Raw genomic sequence first — 12,730 nt, 5'->3', positions numbered from 1 at the left:
AGATGTTTTTTTCAGACAAAGGTTGAAATCGCTTTCATTCATCGTATAAACTAGAGAGGGATGGAGAAATACACATCAAATTGTTTGGGGGATTAATATGGATAAAATACTGATTGCGAATCGTGGGGAAATCGCTCTTAGAATCATAAAGACTTGTAAACGTCTAGGTATTGCCACTGTCGCTGTCTATTCTGAAGCAGACGCGGACATGCCGTTCGTGAAAGAAGCGGACGAGGCGTTCTTGCTAGGACCTGCACAAGTTCAACAATCCTATTTAAAAGCAGATGATATAATCGAAATTGCGGTTCGTGCGGGAGTAGATGGCATTCATCCGGGGTACGGACTTCTTTCTGAAAATGCAGAATTTGTACGTAAAGTACAAGCTGCGGGAATCCAATTCATTGGGCCTGATGCAGATACAATTGATAAGATGGGTGACAAAATCGGTTCACGTGTAACGATGAAAGCTGCAGGGGTGCCGGTCGTACCTGGAACTGATGAAGGAATTACTTCTTTGGAAGATGCCGTGCGTGCAGCAGTTGAGATCGGTTATCCGATCATGCTGAAAGCGAGTGCTGGCGGCGGGGGGATCGGTATGATTCGTTGTGAAGATGAGCAAGCGCTCAGTCACCAATTCCAATCCGTAAAGAATCGAGCGAAAGCATATTTTGGGGATGATGTTGTTTTCCTTGAAAAATTCATAACGAATGCCCGTCATATCGAGGTGCAGATTTTCGGAGACAACTTCGGAAATGTTGTCCATTTGTTTGAACGTAATTGTTCGGTACAACGACGTAACCAAAAAGTGATTGAGGAATCACCTTCACCACACTTGCCGGAAGAAGCGCGCCATCGTCTTTATAAAGCGGCAGTCGATGCAGCAAAAGCGGTTTCTTATAAAAATGCAGGAACGGTCGAATTTATTGTCGATGAAAATAATGAACACTACTTTTTGGAAATGAATACTAGACTTCAAGTTGAACATCCGGTGACTGAAGAAGTGACTGGGTTTGACCTTGTCGAATGGCAACTTGAAATTGCGAACGGCAATAAGCTTCCTGTGATAGACCAAACGAGCATCAAGTCGACAGGCCATGCAATTGAATTCCGTATTTACGCGGAAGATCCGGTTAAATTCTTGCCATCACCGGGGACAATTAATAAACTTGATTGGGGAGATACTACGGGAATCCGTATTGACTCAGGATATGTTGAGGGTGGGAAAGTGACGCCTTTCTATGATCCACTCATCTCAAAAGTAATTGTCCACGCAACAACTCGGGAAGAAGCGATTCAAAAATCGGCAGCTTTCCTTTCAAAAGTAGAAATTGAAGGTTTGAAAACGAATATACCGCTATTCAATAATTTTCTGAAATCCGAGGAATTCCTTACAGGTGACTATTCGACAGCGGTTTTAAACACATGGAGCGCAAAACAAAAGGAGGAAACAATAAAATGACAGCATTAAAAGCAACGATGGCAGGTACAGTGTTTACAGTGAACGCAGCGGTAGGGGAAGAAGTAACAGCGGGACAAGTTATCATCGTACTCGAATCGATGAAAATGGAAATTCCGGTTGAAGCGGAATCGGCTGGAAAAGTAGCAACGATTAATGTCCAAGTCGGCGATTTCGTTAACGAAGAAGATGTTCTAGCTACAATTGAAATCTAGAAAAGCGTAAGCGCCTTGGTAGACGCTGGAGCTGGACATAGAAAAGCCGTGTAGCTAGACATAAGGGAATGCGGGAAAATGGTTGATGAAAGGGGTTTTATAAATGACTAAAATAACACAACAGACGGCTTACAATGAAAAATTTGAAGCGAAATTGCAAGGGATTTTTGCAGGGGGCCATCCAAAATATCACGAAAAGTTGAAAGAGCAGAACAAACTTTTCGTCCGAGATCGATTGGAACTTCTTTTCGATGACGGGGAATATACAGAAGACGGTAGGTTTGCCAATTGTGAAGCAGGGGATTTACCGGCGGATGGTGTTGTTACGGCGATGGGGAAAGTGAACGGCCAGACGGTTTGTGTGATGGCGAATGATTCAACGGTGAAGGCAGGGTCATGGGGAGCCCGTACGGTTGAGAAGATTATTCGTATTCAGGAAATTGCAGAGAAGAACCGTGTACCAATGCTATATCTTGTCGATTCAGCAGGAGCTCGTATTACAGATCAGCTTGACATGTTCCCGAACCGTCGCGGTGCAGGGAAGATATTCCACAACCAAGTGAGGTTATCGGGTTTCATCCCGCAAATTTGTGTTCTATTCGGTCCTTCCGCTGCAGGTGGTGCGTACATACCCGCATTTTGCGATATCGTTATTATGGTAGAGGGCAATGCGTCGATGTATTTAGGTTCACCGCGCATGGCCGAAAAAGTAATCGGTGAAAAAGTAACACTGGAAGAAATGGGCGGTGCCCGCATGCATTGTTCAGTGAGTGGTTGCGGCGATGTGCTTGCGGCGAATGAAGAAGAAGCGATTGCGGAAGCGCGTCGTTATCTAGCATATTTCCCTGCGAACTTTACAGAAAAACCCGCTTTAAAAGAAACAGTGGAGGCGAAAGTAGGCCGAACGCTTGAAGCAATCATTCCGGAAAACCAAAACGCGCCATTTGATATGTATGAAGCGATTGACGCATTAATTGATGAGGGCAGTTACTTTGACGTTAAGAAATTATTTGCCGGTGAAATTATTACAGGTTTGGCTAGAATCGAAGGACAACCGGTTGGTATCATTGCCAATCAACCGAAAGTAAAAGGTGGAGTTTTGTTTGTGGATTCTGCAGACAAAGCAACGAAATTCATTAATCTTTGTGATGCATTCTCTATTCCTCTTCTATTCCTTGCCGACGTTCCGGGCTTTATGATTGGAACGAAAGTTGAGCGTGCAGGAATTATTCGCCACGGCGCGAAATTAATTATGGCGATGAGTTCAGCAACTGTTCCGAAAATCTCAGTTATTGTCCGGAAAGCTTATGGAGCTGGATTGTACGCGATGGCAGGTCCAGCGTTTGAGCCGGATGTCTGTATCGCGTTACCGACTGCTCAAATTGCTGTTATGGGACCTGAAGCAGCAGTAAATGCAGTCTATTCGAATAAAATCGAAGCGATTGAAGATCCAAAAGAGCGGATTGCATTTGTTCAGGAAAAACATAAGGAATACAAAGAAGAAATCGATATTTATAAGATGGCATCTGAACTGATTATTGATGAAATTGTAGCACCATCAAGCTTAAGAGGTGTGCTTGCGGATAGATATCGTTTCTACAGTACAAAAGATGTTCCACAACCACCAAGAAAACATCCAGTTTATCCTGTATAATCGAGTATAGAACAAAAAAGGTCCACTGAAGTTCAGGTGGGCCTTTTCAATTAAAGAAAAATAAGTGTACGGTTTTTGATACGGAACAGTGTCTAGCTCCAGGCGCCACCCCCTCGGGTCTTAAGTCGTTTTGCTGTGGTGGCTGAAGTGCGCCTCCTCGCAAACCGTCTTATGCCTGTCGGGGCTGAACGGCGCTTTGCGCTTTTCATTTGAAAGGAGGGATAACGTATGGAGGTAATCATTGCTGGTGCAGGCTCAATTGGACTACTGCTTGGGTCATTTTTGTCCGAAGCTGGAATAGACGTGACGTTTTACGTGAGAAGAGAAGAGCAAGCCGAACTAATTCGAGCAGAAGGAATTCAACGCATTAACCAAGACAATACTACAGACGTATTGCGTGTGCATGCGACGACGGATATCCGAAATCTATCGGCTACCGCGCTTTGGGTTGTGGCGGTCAAATATGCAGGTCTCCGTGATCTCCTTTCAGAAATGCAGGAAACACATATAATCAATCCTGTCCTGTTCGTCCAGAATGGCATCGGGCATTTGGAATTGGTGAAAAGTTGTGAATTTCCGCATGTTGCATTTGCGACTGTCGAGCATGGAGCGCGCCGGATAGATGACCGTACTGTCTCACATAATGGGGTTGGGATGGTAACAATTGCAACTGCCCACGGTGACGACAGCCTATTCGATTTAATTGGACAGGTACATTCGGACATATTTCCAATAAGGCGTCATTCAGATGCGGAACAGATCCTTCTGCGAAAAGTACTGATTAATTGCATGATTAATCCATTGACAGCCATTCTCAAGGTGGAGAATGGTGAGTTGCTTACAAACGATTATTGCCTCACACTTTTCAATGCCTTGTATGAAGAACTGCTAGATGCGTTTCCAGAAATGCAGTCGATTCTCTCGTACGAAGACGTAGCGGATGTCTGTAGAAAAACTGCACGCAATCGCTCGTCGATGCTAGTGGATCGTTTGGCTGGCCGACCGATGGAAATCGAGACGATTGTTACTGCTGTAATTCGAAAAGCAAATGGACGTAACAAGTCGTTACCGTTTCTTACGACATATGAACAGATGTTGTTTGCCGTTGAGTGGAAAGGGGCGAAGCTATGAATGAAGTGGTTGCTGCTTTTCTAGGGATGATCATTTTGTTTCCGTTCATTGTGACGATTGCCTTCATGGTTGTTATGCGGAAGATGGGTAAAGCTCCAGCGTCCATCCTTGGGCTTGCCGCGGACGTCACGACTCCGTTGCTATTTATAGCGGTCTATGTCGTATCACGAGCGATATTTGGACAAGGAATATGGGTTTACATAATAGGGATTGCAATCATCATTGCGATTGTCTATGCCTTCATTGAGCGCAGCAAAGTGAAGGAATTCCAAATTGCTCGGCTCTTGCGAAAAACATGGCGATTTTACTTTCTCGTTTTATTGGCCGCCTATGTCATTCTTTTCATTACCGGTATGGTAATGAAGATCGTCGAATATGTAAGATAGGTATCGGTGTTTATTGTGTAAGCGTATATTTTTCAATCCTGTAGCTTGAAATGTTATACTCTGTTCATACCGATAGTTACAAAGGGGCATGAATAATGGAATTAGAATCATTAGCATTACAAGAAAAAAATAAAGTGATGCAATCGTACAATAACGATAAAGAATTTCTACATACTTTTTTTGATTATGAAAATGAAGAAAGCTCTTATCCCGCTAGGCTAAAGGAACTCGCAGGTCGTACGTTTGAAAGGCGTCAGCTTGCAGAAACAATCCGTTCATTCATGGAACCCTTTGGAATATCAGCGAATGCTAATACGCATATTGAAGAACTTGCGGAAAATGCAGTTGCCGTAGTTGGAGGACAGCAAGCGGGTATTTTAACGGGACCCTTATACTCTGTTCACAAAGCAATATCAGTTATCTTACTTGCGAAAAGGCAAAGGGAGAAACTTGGTGTGCCTGTTGTTCCAGTGTTTTGGGTCGCAGGTGAGGATCATGACTTGAATGAAATTAATCACGTCTATACGGAAATGGAAGGCCGCGCAACGAAACATCAATACCGTGGGAACTTCATACTGAAGCTGATGGCATCCGATGCGCAGTATGACAAACAGGTGATGGAATCGTTAGTGAAAGACATTTTTGGCAAGTTTGGTGAAACGGCATATACAAAAGACTTGTTGGATGAAGTCCTTGGTGCGGTGGAGCAGGAAAAATCGTTTACACAGTTTTTCGTTAGGCTCATGAACGGTCTTTTCAAAGAAGAAGGTCTATTGTTCATAGATTCAGCATCCAAACAGTTACGGGAGCTAGAAAAATCCTATTTTGTTCATCTAATTGAAGAATCTGAGCAGCTTGCTGAAGTCATTTCGAAAAAAGAAGAATTGTTTGCAGAAAAAGGTTTTGGTTCTCCGATGGGTGCTGAATTGGATGCGGCGAATCTCTTCTACATTCATGACACGGGTCGAGTTCTACTTTCAAGAAAAGATGGTTTTTTCGTCAATGAAAGCTCAGGCCTCCGGTTTTCGAAAGCCGAGATGCTTAGAATCGCTCAAGAAGAACCTTGGCTATTGAGTAATAATGTCGCGACAAGACCGCTGATGCAAGACATGGTCTTCCCGGTACTTGCATTCGTTGGAGGGCCTGGAGAAATTGCTTATTGGGCAGTCTTGAAAGAGGCGTTCCATCATCTAGATATGAAAATGCCGATTATTGTACCGAGAATGTCCATGACATTGGTAACACCACAAGTGAAGCATGCATTAGACGAAAAAAACTTCACGTTTGATGATGTCATGTCGGGAGCGGTATTTACTGCGCGGGAGCAATTCGCTAGTGGGTTACAGGATGAACGTTTCGATTCGGTTGTGGATGAAACGGAGAAGATATTGGGTCAGCAGTATGAAAAAATTGCTGAATTTACTGAGCAACAAGGACCTATGATGCAAGAATTGCTCGAAAAAAATCTTCGTTTCCATACAAAGCAGTTGGATTATCTTAAAGGAAAAGCGGAAGAAGCAGTATTGTTGAAGCATGACGCTGAACTTCGCACATTTGGCATACTGGAAGGGGAATTGTTTCCAGAAGGTGTGTTGCAAGAACGACTTTACACTCCGTACACTTATTTGAATAGTTATGGACCAACCCTTATCCGGGATATTTTAGGATTACCATTTGTAATGGACGGGACCCACAAAATCATCTATTTATAAGTGGTGAACTAGAAAGACACTCTTGCAAGCACAGTTCGTGCTGCGAGGGTGTCTTTCTTTATATTCAGAAAAATCGCACTGAAACAAGTACTATTGACACATTTTCACGTTAAAAGAGCATAAATGTTAGGAAACAGGTGGAGGAATGTGGGGGGATGTGGTACATTAACTTCATATAGTGGGGTGAAGAGTATGTTCATGGGCGAATATCAGCATACTGTCGATATGAAAGGTCGCTTGATTGTTCCTTCGAAATTTCGGGAACATTTAGGTGAGGGCTTTGTATTGACTCGCGGCCTGGACAATTGTCTCTTCGGTTACCCGATGGATGAATGGAAGCGTCTCGAGGAAAAGCTTAAGGCTTTACCCGTGACGAAAAAAGATGCTCGTGCATTTGCAAGATTTTTCTTTTCTGGGGCAACGGAGGTTGAACTGGACAAGCAAGGTCGCATCAATATTCCGGCATCATTACTCCAATATGCAAAGGTTGAAAAAGATTGTGTCGTAATTGGAGTTTCAGGCCGTATTGAAATCTGGTCTAAAGCATTGTGGGATGCCTATTATGATGAATCTGAACAATCGTTCAATGAAATTGCAGAAAACATTATTGACTTTGATTTTTAAACAAAATGAATTTTTGAAAGTGGGCGGTTCCGATTTTTAACCATACAACAGTTTTACTTTATGAAGCCGTCGAAGGCCTAAATATAAAAAATGATGGCATCTATGTCGATTGCACTTTAGGTGGAGCCGGTCACAGTATAGAAATAGCTAAGAAATTATCGCCAGAGGGCAGACTTATCTGCTTTGATCAAGATATAACGGCGATTGAAGTTGCAAAAGAGAGATTGAAGGATTATCTCCCTCAAGTAACGTTTGTCCATTCGAATTTCAGAAACTTGAAATCTGAATTGGAGAAAATAGGGATTTCTGCAGTAGATGGTATTCTTTATGACTTAGGTGTTTCATCACCACAGCTTGATACAGCTGAACGAGGATTTAGCTATAATTTGGATGCGCCACTTGACATGCGCATGGATACGGATGCGCTATTAACCGCACATGATGTTGTGAATGACTGGCCGTATGAAGATTTGGTACGTATCTTTTTCCGTTATGGCGAAGAAAAGTTCTCGAAAAGAGTTGCGCGTAAAGTTGAAGAAGTAAGACAGCAATCTCCAATCGAAACCACTGCTGAACTTGCTGAACTGATCAAGCTAAGCATCCCAGCGGCAACAAGACGGACGGGCGGGCATCCCGCGAAAAGAGTATTCCAAGCAATTCGAATCGCTGTGAACGATGAACTTGGTGCAGCTGAGGACTCTTTAACGGATGCGATTACATTGCTTAATCCTGGAGGACGTATTAGCGTCATTACATTCCATTCATTAGAGGACAGGCTATGTAAAACGATATTTAAAGAAGCATCCTCTTTACCGGATCTTCCACCGAACTTGCCAGTAATACCGGAAGGCATGGAGCCTATATTGAAGCTAGTGACTCGAAAACCAATTGTTCCCGGTGAAAAAGAGATAGAAGAGAATAAGCGGGCAAGATCCGCTAAACTCAGAATCGTTGAAAAGAAGTGAAAGGGGAAATGTGTGAATGGCATTAGAACAAAGAAAATTCCAGACGTCAGCTATACGTGAACTTGAAACACCAGTAGTTCCAAGAAAACAGCCTCAAATACGACCTTCTCGAAAAGTCTTTTCTGCCGGGGAGAAATTCCTGTTCGTGCTGTTTGCAACAATCCTTGTCCTATTCTCAACAATGATTTTACATACACAAGCACAGATTAATGATACAAACAGGGAAGTGCAGTTGCTTGGAAAGGATGTTTCAGAAACAACAAAACAAAATATGGAATTGTCCATCCAAGTGAAAGAAAAGTCTACATATGATCGGATATGGAAGAAAGCGAAGGAACTTGGCCTGAATCCAAACGAGAACAACGTAAAGGTTGTGCCTGGACAATGAAAAAAAAGTTTCGATTCCAATGGGGAGCCTTTCTGATGTTTTTGGTATACGGAGGGCTCTTTTTCCTTTTGTTTGGAAGAATATTATTCATTCAAGCAACAGGACAAGCGGAAGGAAAAGTGATGGCGACGCTTGCAGAGTCGAAATACGCAAGAGAATCGGTATTGAAAGCGGATCGGGGGACGATTGTCGATCGTAACGGAGAGCTAATCGCCTCCGATACGTTGAGTTACCGGCTCATTGCCGTATTGAGTAAAGATGCAAGCAAAGGCTCGAAAAAACCGTTGCATATCACTGATATTGAAAAAACTGCAGAAGTACTTGCCGAATATTTACCACTTGAAAAAGATGCAATTGTATCTCGCCTGACAAATGTGAAAGCAGAAACATATCAAGTGGAATTCGGGAAGGCTGGCCGTGATATTAATCACGAAACGGTTATGGCGATTAAAAAGCAGAAACTACCTGGACTCCTTTTCATTGAAGACCAAACAAGATATTATCCGAATGGCGTTTTTGCATCGTATTTAATTGGCTTTGCGATGAAAGAAGAAGATAGTGAAAGAAATGTAACTACTGTTGGGAAAATGGGTTTGGAGAAAACCTATAATAAAGAGTTAAATGGCACTGACGGCAAAGTAGATTTCAAATCAGATGGCTTCGGTTTCATGTTACCGAAAGCAGAAGAAGCAATTGTCGCTGCCAAAGACGGTTATGAAATTCAGTTGACTCTCGACAAGACCATTCAAAACTTCATGGAAGATGCAATGAATCGTGTTGAAAGCGAATATTCACCCAAAAAAATACTCGCTGTAGTAGCGGATCCAAAAACGGGCAAAATATTAGCAATGAGTCAGCGTCCTGCATTTCACCCATCTACCCGTGAAGGGCTTACGGAGAACTGGTTGAATCAGGCTGTAGAAACGACAATCGAACCGGGCTCTACGACTAAAATGTTTACAGTTGCTGCGGCGATTGAAGAAAAAAAGTGGGTTCCAACCGACTTCTTTAAATCGGGACAGTATACACTTTATGATCGAACAATACGCGACCATAATATTACAGGCTGGGGCTACATTTCATTCCTTGAAGGTTTCCAAAGGTCTTCGAACGTCTCGATGGCTTATTTACTGGAACGGATGGGTGATAAAACATATATTGAGTATTTACGGAAGTTTGGATTTGGAGAAAAGACTGGAATTGATTTACCGAATGAAGCACCAGGAAGAATTTTAGATACGTATCCAATCGAAAGATTGACAACTGCTTTTGGCCAAGGATCAACGGTCACACTAATGCAGATGATGCAAGCAGCAACAGCAATCGCTAATGAAGGTGTCATGATGAAACCTTATGTGATCGATAAAATTACCGATCCGAATACGGGGGAAATCATAAAAGATCAGAAGCCGGAGGAACAAGGAAGACCAGTTTCAGCCAAAACAGCAAAAGAAGTAAGGGAATTACTTGCTTCGACAGTTACCTCTAAGTATGGAACCGGTAAAAAATTTGCTCTTAATGGCTATACAGTAGGCGGTAAAACAGGTACTGCCGAAATTCCGAATCCATCGGGTAATGGCTATTTAGCTGGACACGGAAATTATTTGTACTCATTTCTCGGTATGGCACCTGCAGAAGATCCCCAGTTACTAACATATGTGATTGTCCAGCAGCCGAAGCTGAAAGCAGGAGAAATCGGTTCTGATCCGGTTTCGAAACTGTTCACCTCTATTATGGATAACAGTTTGCGCTATATGAATATTGTGCCGAGTGGAGAAGACATAGTTGAGCCGACTGTCATTCGTGACTACACAGGGAAAGATTCGGCCGATGCAATTGTAAAATTGCAAGAAGACGGCTTTGTCCCTGAAATCATTGGTGAGGGTGGGGAAATCGATATACAATATCCGTATGCCGGTACGAAACTCGTAGAAGGCTCGGTCGTCCTATTGCATACAAAAGGTGAAACCGCATTGCCTGACTTTACTGGATGGTCGAAAAAAATGGTGCTTTCGTATAAAATGTTATCTGGGCTTGATTTACGGCTTAACGGAGATGGCTATGTAACTGAGCAAAGCCTGTCAAAAGGGTCTGTAATCGGGCTAGAAGAGCCAGTTGTCATTAAGTTGCAGTCGCCATCAGAAATCTATAAACCCGTAGAGGAAGACACCGAGGAAGAGGACGTTGTAGGTGGCTAACGAATAGCCGTCCATGTCACATCATACGTTGATAGAAAAACGAGAGGTGTGTAACCGCTGCGGACGTTTATACAATTGCAATCTAAAAAAAGGTTACGAGCAGTATTTGTCATATTTCTAATCTGTCTAGGGATGGTCGTTGCAAAGTTATTCCATGTACAAATCATTGACCATGAATTGCTGAAAGGTCGCGCGGAAGCGAACTGGGATCGTGAAATCCCATTCGGTGGAGTACGCGGGGATATTGTTGATCGAAATGGGGATTTGATTGTCGGCAATAGATTGGCGCCGACACTTTATTTCATGCCATCTCAAAATCGAGAAGTGAAAAGTGCAGCGACTGCGCTTGCAAGTATTCTAAATGTAGATGCAGCCAAGCTAGAAGAGAAAATGGCAAAAAGAGAAGTTATGGTTAAAATAGCGCCTGAAGGAAAAAATATTACCAAAGAGCAGGCGGATGAAATAGCCCTCCTGCAAATAGATGGATTATATACAGGCGTTGATTTCGCAAGGCATTATCCGAACGGAGAGCTACTATCAAGATTGGTAGGTTTTACGGGTTATGATGGTAATGGATTGGCAGGCATTGAATACGCATACGATGAAATTCTAAAAGGAACGGGCGATAGGATTCGTTTATATACGGATGCTAAAGGAATTCCGCTTCCGCATGTGGACGACGGTTTTAAAACCGGGGACAAAGGTGCGTCTGTTGAGTTGACAATCGATTTACGTATGCAGGAGATTGTTGAGCGTGAAATGTTGCAGGCGATGGAAAAGTATGATGCCACTCAAGCACTGGCGATTGTCATGAACCCTAAAACAGGCGAATTGCTGTCGATTGCCTCCGCACCGACTTTTCACCCTGCGGAATATCAAAACGTAGACCCAAGCATTTACAATCGTAACTTACCTGTTTGGATGACTTTCGAGCCGGGTTCGACATTCAAAATTCTAACGCTTGCCGCGGGACTTGAAGAAAAGGTCATTGATCTTCATAAAGAGCATTTTTATGATCCAGGTTATGTAATGATTGGAAAAGCTAGATTACGTTGTTGGAAAAGAGAAGGACATAAGGATCAGACTTTTCTCGAAGTCGTTGAAAATTCATGCAACCCGGGATTTGTTGAAATCGGGCAGCGATTAGGGCCGAAAAAGTTAAGCAAATATATCAAGGACTTCGGTTTTGGAGAATCAACAGGATCAGGAATTGCAGGCGAATCAAAAGGGATTCTTTTTTCTGAAAAAAACTTTGGACCTGTGGAACAAGCGACAACCGCATTTGGTCAAGGGATTTCAGTGACACCGATTCAGCAAGTTCAAGCAGTTGCAGCAGCGATAAATGGCGGTTATCTTTATCGTCCGTATATCGTGAAGGAAATTACAGATGATAAGGGAAAGACACTTCAATCATTTGGTCCGGAAATGCAGCGACAGGTAATCAGTGAGGAAACATCTAAGCAAGTAAGGGAAGCGCTAGAATCGGTTGTTGCAAATGGTTCGGGCCGTAATGCGTTTACAGATGGACTGCGTGTTGGCGGAAAGACTGGTACCGCACAAAAGGTTGTCGATGGTGTTTATAAAGACGGTGATTATATCGTTTCGTTTATCGGGTTTGCACCAGCAGATGATCCCGAGTTACTCGTCTATATTGCAATTGATAGTCCGAAAAACTCCATTCAGTTCGGAGGCGTCATAGCAGCGCCTATAGTAGGTCGAATCATTGAAGAAATTGCCCCGCTAGCTGGCATTACGAGTAGGGAAGGGCAAATTGAAAAAGAATATAGATGGGGCGATTCATTAACACATCGGGTCCCGGATCTGACAGGAATGACAAAAGGGAAAATCACTAGCCAATTGTATACGTATCGTATCGAATGGCACGGTTCCGGGGAACAAGTGAAATACCAGTTACCTGTAGCTGAAACATTAATCACGGTTGATGATGTTATTCACGTTTACACTGAATAACCATTTAAATGCAAAGTCTGGTACAGCGCA

The 12,730-nt window shown here is 43.0% G+C and carries 11 protein-coding genes; all 11 read left to right on the top strand.

From position 1 onward, the window contains the following. Window positions 1-97 precede the first annotated feature (97 nt). Window positions 98-1,459: an acetyl-CoA carboxylase biotin carboxylase subunit gene (locus tag MKY15_RS01460; protein WP_342538795.1), complete on the top strand. Its 1,362-nt coding sequence runs from the start codon at window positions 98-100 to the stop codon at window positions 1,457-1,459. Further along, window positions 1,456-1,671 (top strand): biotin/lipoyl-binding carrier protein, encoded by a 216-nt coding sequence (locus MKY15_RS01455; protein WP_067211496.1) that lies wholly within the window; start codon window positions 1,456-1,458, stop codon window positions 1,669-1,671. The genes MKY15_RS01460 and MKY15_RS01455 overlap by 4 nt, the downstream gene beginning before the upstream one ends. A 103-nt stretch (window positions 1,672-1,774) precedes the next feature. After that, entirely contained in the window at window positions 1,775-3,325 is a 1,551-nt protein-coding gene (locus MKY15_RS01450; protein ID WP_342538794.1) for an acyl-CoA carboxylase subunit beta, read from the top strand. Window positions 3,326-3,553: 228 nt separating this feature from the next. Next, the gene (locus tag MKY15_RS01445; RefSeq protein ID WP_342538793.1) at window positions 3,554-4,456 is read left to right on the top strand and encodes a 2-dehydropantoate 2-reductase; all 903 of its coding nucleotides are present in this window, start codon (window positions 3,554-3,556) and stop codon (window positions 4,454-4,456) included. Continuing rightward, window positions 4,453-4,842: a DUF3397 domain-containing protein gene (locus MKY15_RS01440; RefSeq protein ID WP_342538792.1), complete on the top strand. Its 390-nt coding sequence runs from the start codon at window positions 4,453-4,455 to the stop codon at window positions 4,840-4,842. The genes MKY15_RS01445 and MKY15_RS01440 overlap by 4 nt, the downstream gene beginning before the upstream one ends. Window positions 4,843-4,937: 95 nt before the next feature. Beyond that, window positions 4,938-6,554, top strand: coding sequence for a bacillithiol biosynthesis cysteine-adding enzyme BshC (gene bshC, locus MKY15_RS01435; protein ID WP_342538791.1), 1,617 nt, complete (start codon window positions 4,938-4,940; stop codon window positions 6,552-6,554). A gap of 192 nt (window positions 6,555-6,746) precedes the next feature. Beyond that, a complete protein-coding gene (mraZ, locus tag MKY15_RS01430) occupies window positions 6,747-7,178 on the top strand; it encodes a division/cell wall cluster transcriptional repressor MraZ (RefSeq protein ID WP_067211481.1) in 432 nt (143 codons plus the stop codon). A gap of 32 nt (window positions 7,179-7,210) precedes the next feature. Continuing rightward, window positions 7,211-8,143, top strand: coding sequence for a 16S rRNA (cytosine(1402)-N(4))-methyltransferase RsmH (gene rsmH, locus MKY15_RS01425; RefSeq protein WP_187047944.1), 933 nt, complete (start codon window positions 7,211-7,213; stop codon window positions 8,141-8,143). Window positions 8,144-8,159: 16 nt separating this feature from the next. Beyond that, window positions 8,160-8,531, top strand: a complete 372-nt coding sequence (gene ftsL, locus MKY15_RS01420; RefSeq protein ID WP_067211479.1) for a cell division protein FtsL — start codon at window positions 8,160-8,162, stop codon at window positions 8,529-8,531. Next, window positions 8,528-10,729 carry a penicillin-binding protein gene (locus tag MKY15_RS01415; RefSeq protein ID WP_342538790.1) on the top strand — a complete coding sequence of 734 codons (2,202 nt, stop codon included), beginning with the start codon at window positions 8,528-8,530 and terminating at the stop codon, window positions 10,727-10,729. The genes ftsL and MKY15_RS01415 overlap by 4 nt, the downstream gene beginning before the upstream one ends. 132 nt (window positions 10,730-10,861) lie before the next feature. Then, entirely contained in the window at window positions 10,862-12,700 is a 1,839-nt protein-coding gene (locus MKY15_RS01410) for a penicillin-binding transpeptidase domain-containing protein (RefSeq protein ID WP_082786648.1), read from the top strand. Window positions 12,701-12,730: the final 30 nt, after the last annotated feature.

Origin of the sequence: Sporosarcina sp. FSL K6-1540, from assembly GCF_038620285.1 — a bacterium.
Taxonomy (GTDB): Bacteria; Bacillota; Bacilli; order Bacillales_A; family Planococcaceae; genus Sporosarcina; species Sporosarcina psychrophila.
This window is presented reverse-complemented; position numbering and strand designations above follow the sequence as displayed.